We start from the raw sequence: 21,237 nt of genomic DNA, 5'->3' as shown, positions 1-21,237 counted from the left end.
GTCGCTCGGTCCGCCCCGAACGATACGCCGTCGGCCCGCATCCCGCGTCCCCCTGTGGGGTTATAGTCCATGACAAGGTAACCCCATTGGGGGTACTGTCAGCGTCGCCGGTCCCGTCGCCTGAGGAGGCCACCGTGCCGAAGATCAACGTGTACCTGCCCGACGACCTCGCCGACGCCGTGCGCGACACCGCGCTGCCGGTCTCCGCGATCTGCCAGCGCGCCCTGGAACAGGCCGTCCGGCGGGTCACCGCGATCCGCCAGCTGACCCGGGCCGACCTGGCCGGCGGCGACCTCGCCGAGCGGCTGCCCGCCTTCACCGCCCGCGCCCGGACCGTGCTCGCCACCGCCGCCGGCGCCACCGACCCGCCGGGCGTCGACACCGCGCACCTGCTCGCCGCCCTGCTCGACGACGGCCAGAACCTCGCCCTACACGTCCTGCGCGCCATCGAGGTCGACCCCGCCCGGCTCCGCCGCGACCTGGACGCCCACCCCCACGCCGAACCCGACTCCGAGCCCACCGGCCGGCACGTCAGCGGCCCCGCCGCCGCCGCCCTGCAGCTCACCCTCACCGAGGCGACCGCGCTCGGACACAACTACGTCGGCTGCGAACACCTGCTGCTCGGCCTGGTCGCCGAACCCGACGGCGTCGCCGGGCAGGTGCTGCGCGCCGCCGGCGCCGAACCCCGGCTGACCCGACGGGCCGTCGCCGCCGCCCTGGCCGGCTACGTCCACCTGCGCGCCCAGACGCCCGCCCCGGCCGACCCCGCCCCGGCCCTCACCGCCGCCCTCGACCGTCACCTGCGGCCCCTGCTCGCCCGCGTCGAACGCCTCGAACAGCGGCTCGGCCCCACCGACGACCCCCGCCCGTGACCCGCCGCGCCCCGACCGGGTCCGCGCGGCTCGCCGCCACCGTCGTGGCGCTGCTGCTCCTGCTGCCCCTGCTGCTCGACCGGTGCCGGCCCGGCACCGCCCCGCCACCCGCCCCGCCGGCCCCGACGGAAGCGAGACGATGAGCCCCCGGATCCTGCTGCTGGCCACCGGCGACACCATGGCCCACCACCGGCACGACGGCACCCCGGTGGTGCTCACCGGCGCCGACCTGCTCGCCGCCGTCCCCGCGCCGGCCACCGGCGCCGTCGAGGTCGCCGACCTGGCCACCGGCCCCAGTTGGGACACCACCCCGGAGACCATGCTGGCGCTCGCCCGCCGGGTCCGGACGGCCCTGCTCGACGACGGCCACGACGCGGTGGTGCTCACCCACGGCCTCGACACCGTCGAGGAGACCGCCTACCTCACCGACCTGCTGCTCGGGCCGGACCTGCCCGGCCCGGTGATCCTCACCGGGGCCCGCCGCCGGCCGTACGAGCCGGGCGCCGACGGGTTCCGCAACCTCGCCGCCGCGCTCACCGCCGCCGCCGACCCGACGCTGCGCCACGCCGGTGTCCTGGTCTGCGCCGACGACGACCTGCACGCCGCCCGTTGGGTCACCGCCGTCGACGCCACCGGCGGCCCGGCGCTGCGCTCGGACCCGTACCCGGTGGTGGCCCGGGTCGCCAACGGGCGGGTGGAGCCGGTCGCCGCCCCACCGGCCCGCCCGCCGCACCCCCCGGGCCAGCCGGCCACCGACGTCGCGCTGATCCGCACCTACCCGGGCATCCCGGCGGGTGTGCTCACCGCCGCCGTGGACGCCGGCGCGGCCGGCCTCGTCCTGGAGGGCACCGGCCCCGGCAACGTGCCGGTCGATCTGCTGGCCACCGTCGGTGACCTCACCGAGTGGGGCATCCCGGTGGTGGTCGCCTCCCGCTGCCGGACCCGGCCGGTCGCGCTGGCCGACCTGCCACCACCCGACGGGCTCGCCGCCAGCGTCGGGGCCGTCGGCGCCCGGGGACTGCCCGCCGGCAAGGCCCGGGTGGCGCTGATGGTCGCCCTCGGCGCCGGTGGGGCCGCCGCCGCCCGGGACTGGTTCGCCCGGCTCTGACCGGCCGACGGCCTGGGTCAGCCGGCCGGCGGCGCGGCGGTGCTGTCCCGCACGGTCAGCCGGGGGCCCAGCAGGGTGGCCGCCGGCACCGGCTCGTCGCGCAGCTTGCTCATCAGCAGCGCCACCGCCTGCCGGGCCACCTCCTCGGCGGGCACCGGCACCGACGTCAGCATCGGGCTGGCCTGCTCGGCGAAGCGGTCCGGGCAGATCCCCACCACCGACACGTCCTGCGGCACCCGCCGCCCCAGCGTCGGCAGGGTGGCCAGCACCGGACCCACCGCGGCCTCGTTCTGCACCACCAGCGCGGACAGGTCGGGGTGCTGGTCCAGCAACTCGATCAGCCCCTGCCGGACCGCCGCGGCGCCCTCCTCGAACGGGCGGGTCACCGCCGTCATCCCGTGCCGCGCCGCGGCCTCGGTGAACCCGGACCGGGTCCGGTGGGCGAAACCGGTGCCCCGGTCGTAGACGGCCGCCGGGGCGCCCAGCAGCGCGATCTGCCGGTGCCCCAGCTCCGCGAGATGCTCCACGCAGACCTGACCGGCCCGGTGGAAGTCCAGGTCCACGCAGGTCAGGCCGGCCGCGTCGGCGGGGAACCCGATCAGCACGCTGGGCCGGGCCAGCTCCCGCAGCAGCGGCACCCGGGAGTCGTCCAGCTCCACGTCCATCAGCACGATGCCGTCGACCATCGCGCTGGCGGCGATCCGGCGCAGCCCCGCCGGCCCCTCGTCGGAGGTGACCAGCAGCACGTCGTGGTCGAAACGGCGGGCGCTGGTCACCACGGCCATGGCGAACTGCATCACCACCGGCACCTGCATACCGGAGCGCAGCGGCAGCACCAACGCGATCACGTTGGCCCGCCGGCTGGCCAACGCCCGCGCCCCGGCGTTCGGGTGGTAGCCGAGCGCCCGGACGCTGGCCAGGACCCGGTTGCGGGTGACCTCGGAGATCGCCCGCTTGCCGCTGAGCACGTAGGAGACGGTGCTGCCGGCGACCCCGGCGTGCCGGGCGACGTCGGCGATGGTCACCTGGTCGGGCGACTTCACCGGGCCCACCCCCGCCCGGTCCCGGCGGTCACCGGCGCCGGCCGGCGCCGGAGGGCTGCCGCGCCACCGCGCCGTCGGGCACCGCCACCGGGTCGGCGGCGTCGCGGACGGTGACCGTACCGACCAGGCGGATGTCCCGCGACGACCGGCCGACCAGGACGCTGTGCGGGGCGCTCTCCACCACGAACGCCGCCCGGGACTCGTCCCAGTACCCCAGGTCCGCCGCGCGCAGCCGCAGCCGCACCACCCGCCGCTGCCCGGGGGCGAGGCTGATCCGGGCGAAGTCCCGCAACTGCCGCAGCGGCTGCTTGACCCGCGACCGCCGCTGCCGGGTGTAGAGCTGCACCACTTCCTCACCCGCGCGGGTGCCACCGTTGGTGACTTCGACGCTCACCACGACCTCCTCGCCCACGGTCATCGTCGCCGCGCTCAGTCGGAGGTCAGCGTAGTCGAAGGTGGTGTAGCCGAGGCCGTGGCCGAACGGGTACAGGGGATCGCCGCGGTGGTACAGGTAGGTGGCGTCCGACCCGATCACGTCGTAGTCCAGCAGGTCGGGAAGCTCCGCCGCGTCGGCGTACCAGGTCTGGGTGAGCCGGCCCCCCGGCTCCGCCTCGCCGCACAGCACCGACGCGACCGCCTCGCCGTGCTCCTGGCCGCCGTGCGCCGACCACAGCACCGCCGGCACGTTCTCGCGCGCCCACCCGATGCCGTACGGGTAGCTGCTGGTGACCAGCAGCACCGTGCGGGGGTTCGCCGCGTGCACCGCGCGCAGCAGCGCCTCCTGCGCGGCGGGCAGCGCCAGGTCGGCGCGGTCCTCGGTCTCCCGGCCGTTGACCATCGGGTGGTTGCCCAGCGCCACGATCGCCACGTCGGCCGCCGCGGCCAGGGCGGCGGCCTCGGCCAGCCCGTCGACGAGCAGGTCGACGCCGAACGCGGTCGCGGTGTCCGGGCCGTCCGCGTCGACCCGCAGCGTCCCGTCCCCGGTCACGGTGACGTACCGGCCGGTGGCCAGGTGGTGCAGCAGCACCGTGCCGTCGACCCCGGGGCGCAGGCGGAAGGTCTCCCGGACCACCCAGCCGCCCGGCCCGGGACGGTCGTTGACCAGCACCCCGTCGTCGTCGGCGCCGACGTGCCGGCCGTTGGCCACGGCGCGCAGCACCACCGCGCCGCCGCCCCAGTCGACCACGTCGAATCCGGTGCCGTCGGCGTCGTCGCCCACCCGCAGCGGGCCGCCGTCCTCGCCGGCCGGGCAGCCGACGTACCGGTCGCCGACGCGCAGCGCCACCCGGTCCGCCCCGGGGTGGGTGGTCACCGCCGGCAGCCGCCGGGCCAGCCCGGCGTAGGTGGTGACCGCGTACGGCAGGGTGCCGCTGTACCAGTCCTCGTACACGGTGTCGGCGAGCGGGCCGAGCACGGCCACCCGGGGCGTCGTCCGGGGGTCGAGGGGGAGCAGCCCGTCGTTGTCCAGCAGCACCACCGACTGCCGGGCGGCCTGCCGGGCCAGGTCGCGGTGGGCCGGGCAGTTGACCACGTCGGGGGTGACGTCGGCCCACGGGTCGTTCTGCGGCGCGTCGAGGTCACCGACGCGCAGCCGCAGGGTGAGGATCCGGCGTACCGCGCGGTCCACGTCGGACTCGGAGATCAGGCCCCGGCGCAGCGCCTCGGTGAGGCGGTCGATGGTCGGGGCGCTGTCGCTGGCGTCCTCGGTGAAGCTGTCGATGCCGGCGCGCAGCGCGGCGGCGAACCCGGCGACGTGGTCGGGCAGGTGGGCCTGCAGGCCGGCGATGTTGGTGACCGCCCCGGCGTCGCCGACGACCAAGACCTCCTCGGCCGACCAGCGGCGCAGCTCCGCCCCGATCAGCGGGCTCAGGTGCGCCGGCACCCCGTTGACCAGGTTGTACGAGGCCATCACCGCGACCACCGCCCCGCTGGCCAGGGGGGCGCGGAACGCCGGCAGTTCGTACTCGTGCAGCACCCGGGGGGACATGTCGCTGGAGGTGGTGGCCCGGTCGGTCTCGTTGTTGTAGCCGAGGAAGTGCTTGAGCGTCGGGGCGGTCTTGAGCCGGCGCGGGTGGTCGCCGCGCAGGCCCCGGGCGTACGCGGTGGCGAGCAGTCCGGTCAGCCACGGGTCCTCGGACCAGCCCTCCTCGTTGCGGCCCCACCGGGGGTCGCGCAGCGGGTTGACCACCGGCGCCCACACGTTGAGGCCGACCTGCTCGGGGTCGGCGTGGTGCTTGGCGCGGACCTCGTCGCCGACGGCGTCGCCCACCGCCCGGATCAGCTCCGGGTTCCAGGTGCTGGCCAGTCCGATCACCTGGGGGAACACCGTCGCCGGGCCGAGCCAGGCCACCCCGTGCAGGGCCTCGGTGCCGGTGCGGAACGGTGCCAGGCCGAGTCGGGGCACCGGTGCCTGGCACTGGTGCAGCAGCCCGATCTTCTCCGGCAGGGTGAGCCGCTCCAGCAGCTCCTCGATACGGGTGTCGGGGGACGGGCCGGTCACCGGGTCGGTGCGGTCGGTCATGTGGCTTGCCTTCCGTGCTCGCCGGCCGGCGACAAGTCGAAGCGCTTCGACGGACGTCGCGACACGCGGCATCGCGATGGTGGAGGTGAGGCCGTCGGCCCGGACGGTGAAGCGCTTCGACGACCCCGGCGAAACAAGCCGCCCCGGTGTCTGCCCGGACGAGGGGACGGCTGTTCGAGGTTGGCACCACCGTGCCGATGCGGTCAAGGGCCGGACAGAGGCGGATCCGTAACGGAGCCGGAGGTCACCGCGCAGGAAGTCGACCACTTTCGATGGCTGCGAGCGCGGCGGTGGCGCCACCCAGCGCCGTCGCCGTCGCGCCGAGAACGGAGGCGTCCAGCCGCAGCCCGCCGGCGTCCGGGGCGATCGCCCGCCCGGCCAGCTCCTCGCGGGCCGGGGGCAGCAGCCAGGTGGACAGCGCCGCGAAGTGGCCGCCCACCAGCACCACCTCGGGATCGACCAGGTTCACCACCAGCGACACCGCGTGCCCGAGCCGGCGGCCGACCTCGGTCAGGCCGGCCCGCACCCGGGGGTCGCCCTGCCGGGCCAGGGCCTGGATCCGGTCCAGCTCCGGCAGGTAGTCGGTGACCGGCCCCTCCTGGGCGGTGTCCGGCAACAGCCGGCGCACCACGGCGGGCAGCCCGACGAACGCCTCCACGCAGCCGGCCCGACCGCACGCGCAGACGGGACCGCCCGGGTCGAGCGGGAGGTGCCCGATCTCCCCGGCCAGGCCCCGGCCGCCGCGCAGCAGCCGCCCGGCGGAGATGACCCCGGCGCCGACCCCGATGCCCCCGGTCAGATGGACCAGGTCCGGGGTGCCGGCGTGCCGGCCGTGGCGGTGCTCGGCCAGGACGGCCAGATTGGCCTCGTTGTCGACGGTGACCGGGTAACCCGGCTCCGGGTCGCCCAGCGCGGCGCGCAGCTCGGCGGCCAGGGCCACGTCCCGCCAGCCGAGCGGGGTGGCCAGGGGCACCGCCCCGGCCGCGTCGACCAGGCCGGGGACGCCGACGGTGAGGCCGAGCACCGTGCGGTCCTGCTCGGTGATCCGGGCCACCGCCCGGCGGGCCAGGGTGGCCAGGACGCGGACGGTGTCGGTGGGGGAGTCCGTCGGGGTGAACGCGCGCCGCCAGGTGAGCAGCCGGTTGCCGGCCAGGTCGACCGCGACCACGACGAGCTCGTCGGCGCGGACCTCCATGCCCACCGCCGCGTACGGCTCGCCGTCGAGCACCAGCATGGTGGCGGGCCGGCCGATGCGGTTCTCGGTGAGCCCGGTCTCGCGGACCAGCCGGCGCTCGATCAGCTCGCTGACCAGACTGGAGACGGTCGCCTTGTTGAGGCCGGTCCGGGCCGCGATGTCGGCGCGTGAGCACGGCGCGTGCACGCGCACGTGCCGCAGGACCACGGCGCGGTTGGCCACGCGGACGTCGCCGAGGTCGGTCGGCTGCGGTTCGTTGTGGACGCTGATCACAGTCTGCCCGCTCCCTGCACCGGTGTGCGCGATCCCGGGGGTGGGTGCCGCGCGGTCATCTTCGCGCATCGCGGCGGTGACCGGGGTCGACCGGCTGCGCCGGCACCGCTCCCTTGTGGGTCGAATCACCGTCGATTAGTTTGTTCGGCTAGAACACCAACTAATCCTAGCCGGACGAACCTGCTCCGCAAACCCGCTTTCGACGATGAAGGGAGTGCGCCGTGACGCCGTCCCAGCCGGGCGCATCCACCGACCGCCGTACCGTGCTGCGTCTGATCGGCCTCGGTGCCGCCGCGACGATGGGTGGCAGCACCCTGGCCGGCTGCAGCAAGGAGGTGGGCAGCCAGGGTTCGGCCACCCAGGCCGACGCGATCAAGGCCGTGCTGCCCACGTACAAGGCCGCCGACCTGCTCCCGCCGGACATCCCCGGCGAGGGGCCGATCCCCAGCGGCTACCTCAAGTACCCGACCGAACTGGTCGACGCGGTCACCGAGCAGCCGGGGCGCAGCGGGCAGCAGGTCCGCGCCATCAGCCCCTGGTGGGGTCCGACGCCGCCGGCCAACGACCGCAACGAGTACATGCAGGCGATCAACGCCAAGCTCGGCGTGGAGATGGTCGTCAGCGTGCAGGACGGCAACACCTACGCCGACAAGCTCAGCGCCCTGCTCGGCGCCCGCGACGTGCCCGACCTGCTCTGCGTCCCGAACTGGGAGGTCGACAAGATCGCCCGGTTCTCCGACGCCACCAAGGCGCTCTTCGAGGACCTGACCGACTACCTGCAGGGCGACAAGGCCGCCGCGTACCCGTACCTGGCCGCGCTGCCCACCGGCTCCTGGGAGTACTGCGTGTGGGGCGGGCGGCTCTACGCCGCGCCGTTCCCCACCGACGGTCCCTTCGCCTGGACGCTGTTCCACCGCAAGGACCTGATCGACAAGGCCGGCTACGGCACCCCCACCTCGATCGAGGAGCTGTACGAGTTCGGCAAAAAGGCCACCAACGCCAACCAGGGGGTCTGGGCCTTCGGGACGGTCTTCGACATGGTGCAGCAGTTCTACGGCTGCAACCAGACCTGGCGCAAGAAGGCCGACGGCGGGCTCGAGCACAAGTACGAGACCGCCGAGTTCAAGGCCGCGCTGGAGTTCACCGCCCGGCTGTTCGCCGAGGGCATGGTGCACCCCGACACCGTGGCCAGCAAGGGCGCCGACGAGAAGCAGCTCTTCAACGCCGGCAAGATCCTCATGTACCAGGACGGGATGGGCGCCTGGCAGGGCATGCAGGGTGAGCAGGCCAAGGTCACCCCCGGCTTCAACATGCAGCCGCTGCCCTTCTTCGGCGTCAACGGCAAGGACGCCATCGTCTGGGGCAGCGAGAAGCCCGTCTTCTACACCTTCGTCAAGAAGGACCTGGGCAGGGAGCGGGTGGAGGAGCTGCTGCGGGTGATGAACTGGTGCGCCGCCCCCTTCGGCAGCCGCGAGTTCGAGCTGCGCGAGTACGGCGTGGAGGGCAAGCACTTCACCCGCGCCGCCGACCACAGCCCGATCCCCACCGACCAGTTCCGCAAGGAGTTCGCCGGCCAGGTCAACAGCCTCGGCGGTCGACCCCCGATCAAGATCCGCAGCGGCGACACCCCCAACTACGCCCAGGAGTACATCGACTTCCACAAGAAGTTCATCGGCCTGCGGGAGCCCGAGCTGTTCGCCGGCATCAAGCTGGAACTGCCGGCCAACTGGTCCAAGGTCCTCCAGCCCACCGACGACAAGATCCGTGACATCCTGCGCGGCCGGCGTCCGCTGACCGACATGGATCAGGTGACCAAGGAGTTCCTCTCCACCGGCGGCGAAGAGGGGCGGGCGTTCCACGAGAAGGCCCTGTCCGACAACGGCCGATGAGTCGCACCGACGTCCCCGCGCCGTCCCCGGCCGATCAGCACCGGTCGGCCGGGGACGGCCCGGCCGCCCCCCGGGCCCGCCGCCGGCGGGCCAAGCGCCCCCTCGGCGCGCGGCTGCGCCGGGACTGGCCGCTGCTGGCGATGGTCGCCCCGGCCGCCCTGCTGCTGCTGGTCTTCCACTACCTGCCCACCCTGGGCAACGTCATCGCCTTCCAGGACTACAACCCGTTCGTGGGCGACGACCCGCTGGAGGCGTTCCTCTACAGCGAGTGGGTGGGCTTCGGCAACTTCGAGGTCCTCTTCCGCGACCCGCTGTTCTGGGACGCGGTGCGCAACACGCTGACCATCACCGCCTTCCAGCTCGTCTTCTTCTTCCCGCTGCCGATCTTCCTGGCCATCCTGCTCAACAGCGTGATGTCCGGTCGGATCCGCGGCTTCGTGCAGAGCGTGGTGTACCTGCCCCACTTCTTCAGCTGGGTGCTGGTCATCACCTTCTTCGTGCAGATGTTCGGCGGAGCCGGTCTGCTGGCGCAGGAGATGCGCCAGGCCGGGCTGGAGCCGTGGAACATCATGACCAACCCGGACACCTTCATCATCCTGGTCACCGCCGAGTCGGTCTGGAAGGACGTCGGCTGGGGCGCGATCGTCTTCCTCGCCGCCCTGTCCGCGATCGATCAGAACCTGTACGAGGCGGCGGCAGCCGACGGCGCCGGGCGGTGGCGGCGCCTGTGGCACATCACCCTGCCGGGCCTGCGCCCGGTCATCGTCCTGCTGCTCATCCTGCGCCTGGGCGACGCCCTGTCGGTCGGCTTCGAGCAGTTCATCCTCCAGCGCGACGCGGTCGGCCGGCAGGCCGCCGAGGTGCTGGACACCTTCGTCTACCACAACGCGATCGCCACCCAGCAGTGGGGACAGGGCGCCGCCGCCGGCCTGTTCAAGGCCGTGATCGGCCTGATCCTCATCGTCGCGGCCAACAAGATGGCCCACAAGCTGGGTGAGCAGGGGGTGTATTCCCGGTCATGAGCACGCAGATCAGCCCGGCCGGCCCGGTGCCGGCCGGCCCCCAACCGGCACCCCGACTGCGTCGGCGCCACCCACAGCGGCCCACCTGGGAGGAACCGCCCTCGTTCCTCGGCCAACTCGGCAAGGGCACCGCGCTCACCCTGCTGGTGCTCGCCGTGCTCTTCCCCATGTGGTCGGTGGTGGTCACCAGCCTCTCCTCCCGGGAGACCATCAACGACACCGGCGGCATGGTCGTGGTGCCCCGCGAGATCGACCTGTCGGCGTACTTCTCGATCTTCTCCGGCGGGACGATCACCCAGGCGGTCTGGATCAGCACCCTGGTCACCGTGGCCGGCACCACGGTCAGCCTGGCGCTCACCGTGCTCGCCGCGTACGGGCTGTCCCGGCCCGGCTCGGTGGCGCACCGGGGACTGCTGTTCCTCTTCCTCGGCACCTTCCTGATCTTCCCCGGCCTGGTGCCCAGCTACCTCGTCGTCACCGGCCTCGGCCTCAAGGACAGCCTGTGGTCGCTGATCCTGCCCAGCGCGATCAGCGTGTTCAACCTGGTCGTCATCCGGGCGTTCTTCATGAACGTCCCCGGTGAACTGCTCGACAGCGCCCGCATCGACGGCGCCGGCGAGTTCCGTATCCTGTGGACGATCATGCTGCCGCTGTCCCGGGCGGTGATCGCCGTCGTCGGTCTCTTCTACGCCGTCGGCTACTGGAACGCGTACTTCAACTCGGTGCTCTTCATCGACGACAACAGCAAGTTCCCCATCCAGCGGGTGCTGCAGAGCTACATCCTCGCCGGGCAGTCCCCGAACGTCTCCGGGTCCTCGATCAGCGTGCCCGGGGTCACCGCCTACCCACCGACCCTGGCGGTGAAGATGGCGGTGGTCGTGGTCACCGTCCTGCCCGCCGTGATCGCCTACCCGTTCGTGCAGCGACACTTCACGAAGGGTGTGATCACCGGCGCGGTGAAGGGCTGACCCCCCACGCCGTGGTGCCCGGCCCGGTCGGCGGGGCCGGGCACCACCCCTCTGTTCCGACGACCCACAGGTGGTGGCACATGCGCGACGACGGCCGGCTCTGGTACGGGGGCGACTACAACCCGGAACAGTGGCCCGCCGAGGTGTGGCGCCAGGACGTGGAGTTGATGCGCCGCGCCCGGGTCACCCTGGTCACCGTGGGCGTGTTCGCCTGGTCCCGGCTGGAACCCGAACCCGGCCGCTACACCCTGGACTGGCTCGACGAGGTCCTCGACCTGCTGCACGACGCCGGTATCCGGGTCGCCCTGGCCACCCCCACCGCCTCCCCGCCGCCCTGGTTCTCCCTGGCCCACCCCGACGCGCTGCCGGTCACCGCCGACGGGGTCCGGCTGCACCACGGCAGCCGCGACACGTACTGCGCCGCCGCGCCCGCGTACCGGGCCGCCGCCCGCCGGATCACCGAGGTCCTCGCCGACCGGTACGCCCACCACCCGGCGCTGGCCCTGTGGCACGTGCACAACGAGTACGGCACCACCTGCCACTGCCCGCACGCCGAGGTGGCCTTCCGGCGGTGGCTGGCCGACCGCCACGGCGACCTCGACACCCTCAACGACGCCTGGACCACCAGCTTCTGGAGCCAGCACTACACCGACTGGGCGCAGATCGGCACCCCCCGCGCCACCCAGTACCTGCACAACCCCGGCCACCTGCTGGACTTCCGCCGGTTCTGGTCCGACACCCTGCTCGCCGCGTACACCGACCAGCGGGACGTGCTGCGCGCCGCCAACCCCGCCGTCCCGGTCACCACGAACTACGTCCTCGGCGACTGGGTGCCCGTCGACCACGCCCGCTGGGCACGCGAGGTGGACCTGGTCGCCATCGACCACTACCCGTCGGCCGTCGACCTCGGCGCCGAGGAGCAGACCGCCCTCGCCGCCGACCTGGCCCGGGGCTGGGCCCGGCACGGCGCCCCCGGCCGCGCGCCGGACTGGCTGCTGATGGAGACCGCGCCGAACCTCATCTACGCCGCCGGCCGGATGCACACCAAGGAACCCGGTCGGATGCTGCGCCAGAGCGTCGCCCACGTCGCCCGGGGCTCCCGGGGCGCGCTGTTCTTCCAGTGGCGCGCCCCGCGCGGCGGCGCCGAACGGTTCCACTCCGCGCTGGTGCCACACGCCGGCGCGGACAGCCGGGTGTACCGGGAGGCGGTGCGGCTCGGCCAGGCCCTGGACCGGCTCGCCGAGGTACGCGGCAGGGTCGCCGCCCGCGTCGCGCTGGCCTGGGACGCCGCCAGCGGCTGGGCGCTGCAACACCCCGGCCTGCCCGCGGAGCGGCTCAACCACCACGAGGAGGTCGCCGCCGCCCACCGGGCGCTGTGGCACGCCGGCCTCGCCTGCGACGTCGCCGTCCCCGGCGACCCCCTCGACGGGTACCCGCTGCTCGTGGTCCCCGCCCTGTACCTGGCCGACGAGGCCACCGCCGGGTGGGTCCGCGACCACGTCCACGGCGGCGGGCACGCGCTGGTGACGTACCTCAGCGGGGTCGCCGACGCGCACGCCCGCATCCACCTCGACGGCTACCCGGGCGCGTTGCGCGACGTGCTCGGCGTCCGGGTGGAGGAGTTCCACCCGCTCGGCGACGACGAGCGGGTCGCCCTCACCGACGGCGGCACCGGCACGGTCTGGGCCGAGACCGTCGGGCTGACCGGCGCGCGGACCGTCACCGGGTACGCCGGGGGCGTGCTGGCCGGGCAGCCGGCGGTGACCCGCCACACCTACGGCGCCGGGGTCGCCTGGTACGTCTCCACCCGCCCCGACGACGCCACCTACCGCCGGCTGCTGACCGAGGCGGCCACCCAGGCCGGGGTAGCGCCCACCTGCCCGGACGCGCCGGCCGGGGTCGAGGCGGTCCGGCGCGGTGGCGACGACGGGAGCTGGCTGTTCCTGCTCAACCACACCGACCGGCCGCAGACCGTACCGGCGAGCGGGGTGGACCTGCTCACCGACGCGACCGTCACCGACGCCGTGCACCTGCCCGCCGGTGGCGTCGCGGTGCTGCGCGAGCCCACCGGCTGACCCCGCCCCGCCGGCTATCGTGGGGCGGGGAGGTGGGGCCGGTGCTCGGTGGCGGGGAGGCGGCGGTGGAGGCGCAGATCCGCGCCGCCCAGGAACGCGGCGAGTTCGACAACCTGCCCGGGGCGGGCCGGCCGATCCCCGGGCGCGGTGAGCCGTACCACGAGTCGTGGTGGATCCGCAGCTTCCTGGCACGGGAGGCGATCCCCACCGACCTGCTGCTGCCCACCCCGCTCCAGTTGCGCCGCCGCCTCGAACGCCTCGACGACGAGGTCCGGGACCTGCCCACCGAGGCCGGCGTCCGAGCCGTCGTGCGGGACCTCAACGCGCAGGTCGTCGCGTGGCTGCGCAACCCCACCGGGCCGCAGGTGGTCGTCCGCCCGGCCGACCCCGACGCGGTGGTACGGCGCTGGCGGCAGGCCCGCACCGGAGCCTGACCGACCGGACCGCGACCGGCGAAGCCCCGGCAGGGCCGAGGCCTGGCCGCGCGGACCTCGGATCCTGCCCCCGACGCCACCCGGACGGTCCCTGGCAGCACGCGTCCCGGGACCTACGCTGCGGGCTAGCCGCGACGCGCGTCGCCGCTGTCGCCGCCGGCCGGGCGGCACCGGTGCTTACGGAGAGGGGCCGCACATGCACGCCCGTGCCCGGGAGGTGGCCGAGACCAGCCGGCCGGCACCCGCGCCCCGCCGCCCGCAGCGGCCCGCCGGTTCGGCCGACGTGCAGCGCCTGTTGACGCTGCAACAGACCGTCGGCAACCAGGCGGTCCAGGCGATGATGCGGGAGGACGAGCCCGGCCCGTCCCAGCAGCCCGCCGAGGCGTGGCCGACCGCGTCGTGGCGGGACACCATCGAGGGCCTGCGCCAGGGCAACGGCCTGCTCGGCCCCACGAACCGACAGATGCGGCAGTACCGCCAGAACAACGCGCAGCTCGGCCCGCTCATCGACCAGTTCGTGGACTCGCTGCTGGACCCGGAGCGCAGCCCCGCCGACGCGACCCGCGTCCTCACCCAGATGGTCGAGTTGCTGCGCCGCCCCGCCCCCAACGCCCCCACCGGACGCGGCCGGACCATCCCGTCGAGCTTCCCCCGCAACGTGTACAACAACCTCAAGGAGAGCGTCAACGCCAAGCGGCTCTGGCTGGGCGGCGACCACACGCTGCACCCGTGGCCGTTCGACGCGGACGCCAAGAAGCCGGACTACGTCCTCGGCGAGGAGCCCGGCGACCTGACCGGCGAGTCGGCGGAGTCCTACTACGCCGACGTCCAGGACGTCGGCGACCACGTCTCGGTCACCGGCATGGGCACCCTGGACCAGGTGCTCGACCGGTTCCGCCAGGAGGTCGCCGGCAAGGTCGCCACCTACCCGGGCAAGCACGTCCGGGTCGTCGTGGACGTCGCCGACAACCACGCGGACCAGTTGTGGGACGACGCGCCGGCGGTGCTGCGCGGCACGTTCCGGGAGCAGCTCGGTGAGCGGGCCGGGCTCGACGCCCGGCTGGTCCAGGTCGACGTGGTCCTGCCCGGCGGCGAGGTGATCAAGGTCTACGACCGGGCCGGCAGCCCGGCACCGCAGTCCGAGATCGAGCCGGAGGTGCAGATCGTCGAGGTGGCGGCCGCGCCGGTGATCGACGCGCTGGTCTCGTCCTCGCCCCCCTCCCCGGCGACGTCCACCACGCCGCTGCTCGGCGACGCCGAGGCCCAGCGGGACCAGCCGGTGCCGGCGACCCTCCTGGCCCGGTTGCGGGCCTGGATCGCACAGTTCTGGGCGGTGCTGCGCGGCGTCTTCGGCCGGTCCTCCTGACCAGCCCGTCACCGCAGGCACGAAAGCCGCCTACCCGACACTTCGCTTGACGCCACCCCCCGCCCGGCTGATACGCATACGTCGATGTCTGCTCCTGGACCCGGCCTGAGGTCACGGGGTGTCCGTCAGGAAGCGTCGAGGTGAGCACATGACTCAGTCGTCGCAGTCCGGCACGGGGGATGACGGGCGGCCCCAGCCGCAGGTGGCCTCGTGGCCCCCGCTGCCACCCCCACCGCCCCTGCCACCGGCACCGCCCCCTGCGCCGGACCCGGCGCAGCCGGTCGGCGCACCCCCGCCGACGCCACCGCTGTGGCGCAGCCTGCCCGCGTGGCGCTGGCTGGCGGCGGGACTCGCGGTCGTGGCGCTGGCGGAGCTGGCGGCCATCGGGTGGCTGCTGTGGTCGGCCGGGGGGCAGCGGGCGGTGCCGGGCACCGTACAGGCCCGGATCCTCTCGCGGGAGGACGCCAGCGTGCTGGTCGGGACGACCCTGACAGCCGCCACCAGCCATCGTGAGCCACCCCGCCCCCAGGTGGCCGATCCCGCCACCTGCGCGGTCGCCGTCGGCCCGGCCACCCGGTCGGTCTACACGCGCGGCTGGACGGTCTTCCTGTCGGCGACGTACCAGGACTCCGAGGCGGTGGCCGACCACACGGTGACCCAGGTCCTGGGTGTGTACCCGGACGGACACCGGGCCGGCACGGTCTTCCAGGCGCTGACCGACGGCATCAGAGGCTGCACGTCGGCGGTGCGGACCGACGCCGCGCAGCGCTCCACGGCGTGGGTCTACACCGTGGAGGCCTCGACGGCGGACCGCCTGGTGTGGGTCTCGACGCAGGAGGACGCCGACGGGTGGACCTGCTACCGCCAGGCGCGGTTGACCGGCCGGACCGTGGTGCAGGTGGCCGTCTGCCAGGTCGGTGACGGCAGCGAGGCTGCCGCCAGGATCATCGACCGCGTCGCCAGCAGGGTGAGCTGACCATGCGGGACGGCACACCGCCGTCGACGACCGGCCGGCCGCTGCCGGGCGGTCAGCGTCTGCTCCGCCTGTTCCTCACGGTGCTGCTGGTCCTCACGGTCGGCGGGGTCCCGGCGACCGCCGCCCCCACCTTCCCGGCGGCCTCCGCCCCGGCCGGCAACCCCCTTCCCGCCCGCCTCGAACCGTGTAGCTGCCTGCCGGCCGCCCTGAAGGCGCAGGTCACCGCCTACAACGAGCGACTCGCGGCCGTGCCGCGACGGGAGAGCCAGCTCACCGCCCGCGAGACCACGGTCGACCGCCGGGTCGCCTCCTACAACCAGCGTTCCAAGGCCGTGCTCGCGAAACTGCGCGCCAACGACCGGAAGATCGACGCGCACAACGCCCGGGTGGCCGCCTATCCGAACGGCGCGCCACCAGCGACCGCCGACCGGCTCAACGCACGGGCCGCCGCGCTCAACGCCGAGCAGCGGCGGCTGAAGTCGGAGGTGTCCGCGATCGCCGCCGACGGCGATCGGATCAAGACCGACCAGGCCCAGCTCCGGCGGCAGCGGGAGGCGCTGGACCGCGACCGTGCCGAGCTGCGCGACCAGCACCGGGACCTGTTCCAGCAGATGGTGGCCGCCACGGTCCAGGCGGCACTGGCCCAGGCGGCGGTGGCCCAGGCCGGCGCGGCCGCCGTACCGCAGCCACCGGGCGGCGACGCGGCCCGGCCGCCCTCGCCCGGCGAGGGCCGCGACGACGGCGGTGACCGGGCCGCGCGGCTCACCGAGGCCGACGCGCTGGACGGCTACGAACGCAGGCACCAGGTCGAGGTCGACAGACGGCCGGTCACCGCCTACCTGAGCCCGGACGCGGTGTCCAGGGCCCTCGACCGTGGCGGGACGGACCCCGTGCTGGCCCGCGACTACGCCGGTCTGGTCCGCAAACCCGACGGCACCTACCAGGCGCTGTGGTTCCAGCCGTCGGGCACGGGCCGGACGGCCGCACACCGGTCCTTCGACGACTCCGTCGACGGCGACCGGCCGGCGACCGCGATCGTCGACGGCCGGCAGGTCCGGATCACGGGGGTCGCGCAGGCCGACGTCGTCGCCCTCCCACGGACGGCCCGCTACCAGGCCCTGTTGGCGACCGCGGAGACACTGAGCAGGCGGGCTTCGGACATCCACGCCGCTCTCGACGACCCCATCGCCGAGAGCAGGAGGACGGTCGCGGTCGTCCGGGCGTCGACCCCGCTCGGGGAGGTCGACGTGGTGGCCGGCAGCGGCGCCGGCCTCACCCCCACCCAACGGGCGATGATCCGCTCCGGGGAGATCCTCGCCGACAACCTTCCCGACACCGACGCGGAGCAGAACGCGTTACTGTTCATCAACAAGATGGCGTGGCAGCCCGTCGCGGGAGGGGCGTCCCGCAGCGTGTGCGTCGAGATCTGCGCGGTCCTGATCCGGGCCTCGGGCGGTCTGGTCACCGGCGAGGTCTACGACAAGGAGCACGGGACCAAGAGAAGGACGTTCATATGGCCGTAGACCGCGCAGACCCCCTGGGCGCGTTCCTCGCGGGAGCGTCCCGCCGGCAGGGGCAGATCGCGGTCGCGTCGCTCGTCGAGCGGATGGCGCAACTGTTCACCGGGCCGGTGGGGGCCACCGACGGCCGGACCGCCGACGTGGAGGCGTTCCTGCTGGTCCTGGAGGACCTGTGGGCGCCGGGTCCGGCCGACGCCGAGCCCTGGCGGGGGAACGCAGCCCGGCTCATGGCGCTGCCCGAGTTGGCCGCCGAGCGGGAACCGTCCGGTGTGCTGGCCTTCGCGTGCCACGCCCTGGCCGTCGCCTACTACGCCTGCGAGTACCGGCGTACGGGCGAGGTGCGGCACGCGACCCGGGCCGGCAGCCGCGCACTGGACGCGATGTTCTTCCTCTCCGAGTACGTCGGCGACGACGTCGACCGGCCGGGTCAGGAACGTGCGCTGCGCCGCCGTGACGTCGAGGAGCTGAGTCCCGAGGCGGACCCGGACGCGGTGGGCGGGCAGCTCAGGGACCGCTCCCGGCGCAGGTCGGCGGAGCTGGTGGCGGCCCTGCTGGTCCCCGGCCAGGAGACGCCCGGCGGGCCATACCGCTGATGGGGGTCCCCCCGGACGCTCGGGTCGAACGACGAGGCGGAGGACCTGGTCCAGGAGGTGTTCCTGCGGGCGTGGCGCGGACGCGCCGGCTTCCGAGGACCACCGGATCCTGCGCCGCCACCTGTCCGCCGTGGAGCGCGGCGACCGGGGGCCGCGGTCGCGGAGCTGCCGGCGCGCGCCAACGACCAGGTGGCCACGGCGACGTACCGGTCACGAACCGGCCCTGTCTCCGCTGTTCGACCCTCCGCCCGCCCCGGACCGATGAGATTTCGCGGTGGCTGCCGTCTCAGTACCGACGAGGTAGTCAGCCGGTAGAGGAGACCGCAGTGAACGACTGGGAACCGCAGACCGCGAACGGGAAGGTGCTCTGGCACTTCACCATGTCCCTGGACGGGTTCGTGGCCGGGCCGAACCACGAGATGGACTGGATGTCGACGGGCATCTCGCCCCAGCCGGGCCTGATCGAGCAGTACGTCGAGACCACCGGCGCGGTCCTGGGTGGCCGGCGCGGCTGGGACCGGTTCCCGGATCCGGGCGCCTTCTACGGCGGCGTCTGGACCGGGCCCATCTTCGTGCTGACCCATCACCCCGAGGACGCCGTGCCCGCCGAGCGCGTCACGTTCCTCGACTGTGACGTGGCCGAGGCGGTACGGATCGCGCTGGACGCGGCCGGCGGCAGGAACGTCGAGGTGCTGTCGCCGACGATCGGTGCGCAGCTTCTCGAACGCGGCCTGCTCGACGAGATCGACCTGCACATCGCGCCCGTGCTGCTCGGCGAGGGCATCCGGCTGTTGGACCTTCCCGGTGGCGGGCCGCACTATCTGCACCGGGTCGGCGCCGGTGACCCGACGGCCGAGCTGAGTGTGCGGTACCGACCGGTCCGGCGCACCCCACGCCGCTTGTGAGCCTGCCCCTCACGACGCTCCCACCTACCACTCCATTATCTCACGAGCGTCGTTTTCAACTACCATGGGTAGCCGCTTCCGGCGCATCCGGTGACCGCTACGGTGCCCGGCATGCTGACTGGTGAGGAGAAGTTCGTTCGTTCTGGGCACCTCCGGTTGTGGACCGAGCGTTTCGGTCGCCCCGGTGACCCCACCGTCCTGCTGGTCATGGGCACCTCCACGCCGGGCATCGGCTGGCCCGACGAGCTCGTGGAGGCGCTCGTGACCAGCGGCCGGCAGGTCATCCGGTTCGATCACCGTGACACCGGCCGTTCCGACTCCGTCGAATTCACCACGCACCCGTACGCGCTCGCCGACATGGCAGCCGACACGGCCGCCGTTCTGGACGCCCACGGCGTCCCGGCCGCGCACATCGTCGGGACGTCGCTGGGCGCGGCGATCGGGCAGTGGCTCGCCGTGCATCAGCCGGCCCGTGTCCGCACGCTGACGGCCATGGCCTCCTCTCCGATGGGGAACAACCCCGGCCCGGCGTGGGCGCGGGCGCTGGCAGGTCAACCGGCCGCGCCCGACGAGCTTCCGCCCCCGACGGCACGGTTCCTCCAGCACGTGATGGCCTCGGCGACGGCGCCTCGCACGACGGCCCGGCAGCGCATGGACGCCGACGTGCAGACCTGGCGAGTGCTCAACGGCGACGTCCTGCCCTTCGGCGATTCCGCCGCGCGACGGTTCGTCGAGGACTGCTACGCGCGGGCCCACGACGTCGCTGCCGCCGCGAACCACGATCTCGCCGGGCGGCGCTGGGACGACGACCGGCGGGCCGCCCTGTCCCGCGTCACCGCGGCGACCCTGGTCCTGCACGGTAGCGAGGACCCGCTGTTTCCCCCAGCCCACGGTGCGGCCCTCGCGGCGCAGATCCCGGCGGCGCACCTGGAGATCGTGCCGGGAATGGGCCACCACCCGTTCTTCTCGCCAGGGCTCACCGAGCGGATCGCCGGCTCGATCATCCGCCACACGACCTGACGCCACGCCCCCACGTCGCCGCACCGGCCGGCACCCGCCCTCACCACCCCCGACGCCAATTACTGGATTACCGGTTACAGCAATCCAGTAATTGGCCAGGGCGAAGCGGACATAACGCCTGCACATCATAATGACTGTTCTTGTGCGTAACCACTTACGCTGGTGTACGACGCCCGCTCTCCACCGACGAACACCCCGCCGACCTCGGCTTCCGTCAGGAACCGTGCCGCCCGTATGAGGTGCGCGCCTCGGCGACCTGCGCGGCCTGACGCTCGCGCCACCGCTTCTGCGCCTCGCGGTTGCAGATCCGGCAGACCCGCCGCAGGCGGCCCGTCGCCGGCTCGACCTCCCGGTCGTGCCCGTTGCGGCACTGCGGGCGCTGGGTTCGCGCACGGCAGTTGTCCGCGCGGGAGACCTGCCGCAGGTGGGTCGGCTCGATGCAGTCCGGCACCCCGCAGTCGTGATGGATCTCCAGGGCCGGGTCGTAGCCTCCGACGAAGACCGCGTACGCCGCGATGTGTGCCCACGCCCGCCCCGCCACCTTCTGGTGGACGCCGCGCTGGCGACCGTAGCCCCGGACGATGAGGCATCCGTTGTCGGCCCGCGCCGAGCGACGCAGGAGATGCGCCCGGAGCGTGTCCGCGGTGAAGTGGCGTGACAGGCCGTTGATCTCAGACAGCACCGCGTCAGGGTAGGGCCCGGGTGCGACGCTCACGCTCCGCCGCCTTCCGTGCGGTGATGTCACGTCGACCGCGTGGCCCGCCAGGGGATCCCGGGTCCGTCGACTTGACGCCAGTTGCGCGACGCGCTACACAGGAAGGGAAAGTTGAGTCCAGTCGACTCAACCCGACACCTTCGGCACTGGAGAACCGAGGAGGCACCGCCATGTTGATGCGCACCGACCCGTTCCGTGAGATCGACCGGATCGCCGAGCAGTTCTTCGGCACCACCGCCCGCCCGGCGGTCATGCACCTGGACGCCTACCGCGACGGCGACCACTTCTACGCCGTGTTCGACCTGCCGGGCGTCGACCCGGACAGCATCGACTGCACGGTCGAGCGCAACGTGCTGACCGTCCGCGCCGAGCGGCGCCGGCCGGCCGGCGACAGCGTCGAGCTGGTCGCCGCCGAACGCCCGATGGGCACCTTCACCCGGCAGTTGTTCCTCGGCGACACCCTCGACACCGACCGGCTGGAGGCCGGCTACGACAACGGCGTGTTGACGCTGCGCATCCCGGTGGCGGAGCAAGCGAAGCCGCGCCGGGTGGCGATCAGCGCCACCGGCGCCGGCGCCCGGCAGATCAACGCCTGAGCACCCGGGTCCGACATCCGCGCCCCACCGGGGCCGGCGCCGGACGGACCGGCATCCGCGCGGGGACGCATCGGACGTCCCCGCGCGGATGCGGTCGCCGGACCTGGCGGGGCGGGCGAGACCCGGCGTGCCGCGTCGCCGCACCC

19 protein-coding genes and 1 pseudogene are annotated in these 21,237 nt (G+C 73.8%); 16 read left to right on the top strand and 4 right to left on the bottom strand.

Annotation, left to right across the window (positions count from 1 at the left end; all coding sequences use genetic code 11):
- The first annotated feature begins 134 nt into the window (after nt 1–134).
- From ACQUFX_RS08500 to ACQUFX_RS08490, 3 genes are read left to right on the top strand one after another with little or no spacing between them, the layout of a single operon-like run.
- Nucleotides 135–872 carry a Clp protease N-terminal domain-containing protein gene (locus ACQUFX_RS08500; protein ID WP_428965477.1) on the top strand — a complete coding sequence of 246 codons (738 nt, stop codon included), beginning with the start codon at nt 135–137 and terminating at the stop codon, nt 870–872.
- The gene (locus ACQUFX_RS08495; protein ID WP_428965476.1) at nt 869–1,015 is read left to right on the top strand and encodes a hypothetical protein; all 147 of its coding nucleotides are present in this window, start codon (nt 869–871) and stop codon (nt 1,013–1,015) included. The genes ACQUFX_RS08500 and ACQUFX_RS08495 overlap by 4 nt, the downstream gene beginning before the upstream one ends.
- A complete protein-coding gene (locus tag ACQUFX_RS08490) occupies nt 1,012–1,980 on the top strand; it encodes an asparaginase (RefSeq protein ID WP_428965475.1) in 969 nt (322 codons plus the stop codon). The genes ACQUFX_RS08495 and ACQUFX_RS08490 overlap by 4 nt, the downstream gene beginning before the upstream one ends.
- A 17-nt stretch (nt 1,981–1,997) precedes the next feature.
- On the opposite strand, the gene ACQUFX_RS08485 is transcribed toward ACQUFX_RS08490, so the two are convergent.
- The 3 genes from ACQUFX_RS08485 to ACQUFX_RS08475 form a co-directional block, all read right to left on the bottom strand.
- A complete protein-coding gene (locus tag ACQUFX_RS08485; protein ID WP_428965474.1) occupies nt 1,998–3,023 on the bottom strand; it encodes a LacI family DNA-binding transcriptional regulator in 1,026 nt (341 codons plus the stop codon).
- A gap of 28 nt (nt 3,024–3,051) precedes the next feature.
- Complete coding sequence (locus ACQUFX_RS08480; RefSeq protein WP_428965473.1) at nt 3,052–5,544, bottom strand: glycoside hydrolase family 3 C-terminal domain-containing protein; 2,493 nt, start codon at nt 5,542–5,544, stop codon at nt 3,052–3,054.
- A 244-nt stretch (nt 5,545–5,788) separates the two neighbouring features.
- Nucleotides 5,789–7,012 (bottom strand): ROK family transcriptional regulator, encoded by a 1,224-nt coding sequence (locus ACQUFX_RS08475; RefSeq protein ID WP_428965472.1) that lies wholly within the window; start codon nt 7,010–7,012, stop codon nt 5,789–5,791.
- Nucleotides 7,013–7,233: 221 nt separating this feature from the next.
- Here ACQUFX_RS08475 and ACQUFX_RS08470 point away from each other — a divergent pair, with 221 nt between their 5' ends.
- The 12 genes and pseudogenes from ACQUFX_RS08470 (at nt 7,234) to ACQUFX_RS08415 (ending at nt 19,780) form a co-directional block, all read left to right on the top strand.
- The gene (locus tag ACQUFX_RS08470; RefSeq protein ID WP_428965471.1) at nt 7,234–8,901 is read left to right on the top strand and encodes an extracellular solute-binding protein; all 1,668 of its coding nucleotides are present in this window, start codon (nt 7,234–7,236) and stop codon (nt 8,899–8,901) included.
- A complete protein-coding gene (locus tag ACQUFX_RS08465) occupies nt 8,898–9,923 on the top strand; it encodes an ABC transporter permease (protein ID WP_428965470.1) in 1,026 nt (341 codons plus the stop codon). Before ACQUFX_RS08470 ends, ACQUFX_RS08465 begins: the two co-directional genes overlap by 4 nt.
- Entirely contained in the window at nt 9,920–10,891 is a 972-nt protein-coding gene (locus ACQUFX_RS08460; protein ID WP_428965469.1) for a carbohydrate ABC transporter permease, read from the top strand. The genes ACQUFX_RS08465 and ACQUFX_RS08460 overlap by 4 nt, the downstream gene beginning before the upstream one ends.
- An 80-nt stretch (nt 10,892–10,971) precedes the next feature.
- On the top strand, nt 10,972–12,966 hold the full coding sequence (locus tag ACQUFX_RS08455) for a beta-galactosidase (RefSeq protein ID WP_428965468.1): 1,995 nt from the start codon (nt 10,972–10,974) through the stop codon (nt 12,964–12,966).
- A gap of 41 nt (nt 12,967–13,007) precedes the next feature.
- Nucleotides 13,008–13,400: a DnaJ family domain-containing protein gene (locus tag ACQUFX_RS08450; protein ID WP_428965467.1), complete on the top strand. Its 393-nt coding sequence runs from the start codon at nt 13,008–13,010 to the stop codon at nt 13,398–13,400.
- Nucleotides 13,401–13,596: 196 nt separating this feature from the next.
- A complete protein-coding gene (locus tag ACQUFX_RS08445; protein WP_428965466.1) occupies nt 13,597–14,766 on the top strand; it encodes a hypothetical protein in 1,170 nt (389 codons plus the stop codon).
- Between the two features lie 148 nt (nt 14,767–14,914).
- On the top strand, nt 14,915–15,742 hold the full coding sequence (locus tag ACQUFX_RS08440; RefSeq protein WP_428965465.1) for a sensor domain-containing protein: 828 nt from the start codon (nt 14,915–14,917) through the stop codon (nt 15,740–15,742).
- Between the two features lie 2 nt (nt 15,743–15,744).
- Entirely contained in the window at nt 15,745–17,265 is a 1,521-nt protein-coding gene (locus tag ACQUFX_RS08435; protein ID WP_428965464.1) for a hypothetical protein, read from the top strand.
- Nucleotides 17,256–17,855, top strand: a complete 600-nt coding sequence (locus tag ACQUFX_RS08430; RefSeq protein WP_428965463.1) for a hypothetical protein — start codon at nt 17,256–17,258, stop codon at nt 17,853–17,855. Before ACQUFX_RS08435 ends, ACQUFX_RS08430 begins: the two co-directional genes overlap by 10 nt.
- A gap of 12 nt (nt 17,856–17,867) precedes the next feature.
- Nucleotides 17,868–17,954: pseudogene (locus tag ACQUFX_RS08425) on the top strand (sigma factor); the annotation flags it as partial.
- A 227-nt stretch (nt 17,955–18,181) separates the two neighbouring features.
- Nucleotides 18,182–18,760: a dihydrofolate reductase family protein gene (locus tag ACQUFX_RS08420; protein WP_428965462.1), complete on the top strand. Its 579-nt coding sequence runs from the start codon at nt 18,182–18,184 to the stop codon at nt 18,758–18,760.
- A gap of 111 nt (nt 18,761–18,871) precedes the next feature.
- The gene (locus ACQUFX_RS08415) at nt 18,872–19,780 is read left to right on the top strand and encodes an alpha/beta fold hydrolase (RefSeq protein WP_428965461.1); all 909 of its coding nucleotides are present in this window, start codon (nt 18,872–18,874) and stop codon (nt 19,778–19,780) included.
- 214 nt (nt 19,781–19,994) lie between these two features.
- Here the strand turns inward: ACQUFX_RS08415 and ACQUFX_RS08410 are convergent, their stop codons facing one another.
- Nucleotides 19,995–20,462: an HNH endonuclease gene (locus tag ACQUFX_RS08410; protein WP_428965460.1), complete on the bottom strand. Its 468-nt coding sequence runs from the start codon at nt 20,460–20,462 to the stop codon at nt 19,995–19,997.
- A 203-nt stretch (nt 20,463–20,665) separates the two neighbouring features.
- On the opposite strand from ACQUFX_RS08410, the gene ACQUFX_RS08405 reads away from it, so the two are divergent.
- Nucleotides 20,666–21,091, top strand: coding sequence for an Hsp20/alpha crystallin family protein (locus ACQUFX_RS08405; RefSeq protein WP_428965459.1), 426 nt, complete (start codon nt 20,666–20,668; stop codon nt 21,089–21,091).
- The last annotated feature ends 146 nt before the right edge of the window (nt 21,092–21,237 follow it).

The sequence above is a fragment of the Micromonospora fluostatini genome, assembly GCF_050410825.1.
Classification (GTDB): Bacteria; Actinomycetota; Actinomycetes; order Mycobacteriales; family Micromonosporaceae; genus Micromonospora; species Micromonospora rosaria.
The sequence above is the reverse complement of the archived record's forward strand: the minus strand, read 5'-3'. Positions and strand labels throughout refer to the sequence as shown.

Bases quoted from the DNA above. Each gene is read 5' to 3' on its own strand.
- ACQUFX_RS08490 (WP_428965475.1), top strand. From the start codon at position 1,012: ATGAGCCCCCGGATCCTGCTGCTGGCCACCGGCGACACCATGGCCCAC.
- ACQUFX_RS08480 (WP_428965473.1), bottom strand. From the start codon at position 5,544: ATGACCGACCGCACCGACCCGGTGACCGGCCCGTCCCCCGACACCCGT.
- ACQUFX_RS08465 (WP_428965470.1), top strand. From the start codon at position 8,898: ATGAGTCGCACCGACGTCCCCGCGCCGTCCCCGGCCGATCAGCACCGG.
- ACQUFX_RS08460 (WP_428965469.1), top strand. From the start codon at position 9,920: ATGAGCACGCAGATCAGCCCGGCCGGCCCGGTGCCGGCCGGCCCCCAA.
- ACQUFX_RS08455 (WP_428965468.1), top strand. From the start codon at position 10,972: ATGCGCGACGACGGCCGGCTCTGGTACGGGGGCGACTACAACCCGGAA.
- ACQUFX_RS08445 (WP_428965466.1), top strand. From the start codon at position 13,597: ATGCACGCCCGTGCCCGGGAGGTGGCCGAGACCAGCCGGCCGGCACCC.
- ACQUFX_RS08440 (WP_428965465.1), top strand. From the start codon at position 14,915: ATGACTCAGTCGTCGCAGTCCGGCACGGGGGATGACGGGCGGCCCCAG.
- ACQUFX_RS08435 (WP_428965464.1), top strand. From the start codon at position 15,745: ATGCGGGACGGCACACCGCCGTCGACGACCGGCCGGCCGCTGCCGGGC.
- ACQUFX_RS08430 (WP_428965463.1), top strand. From the start codon at position 17,256: ATGGCCGTAGACCGCGCAGACCCCCTGGGCGCGTTCCTCGCGGGAGCG.
- ACQUFX_RS08415 (WP_428965461.1), top strand. From the start codon at position 18,872: ATGCTGACTGGTGAGGAGAAGTTCGTTCGTTCTGGGCACCTCCGGTTG.
- ACQUFX_RS08405 (WP_428965459.1), top strand. From the start codon at position 20,666: ATGTTGATGCGCACCGACCCGTTCCGTGAGATCGACCGGATCGCCGAG.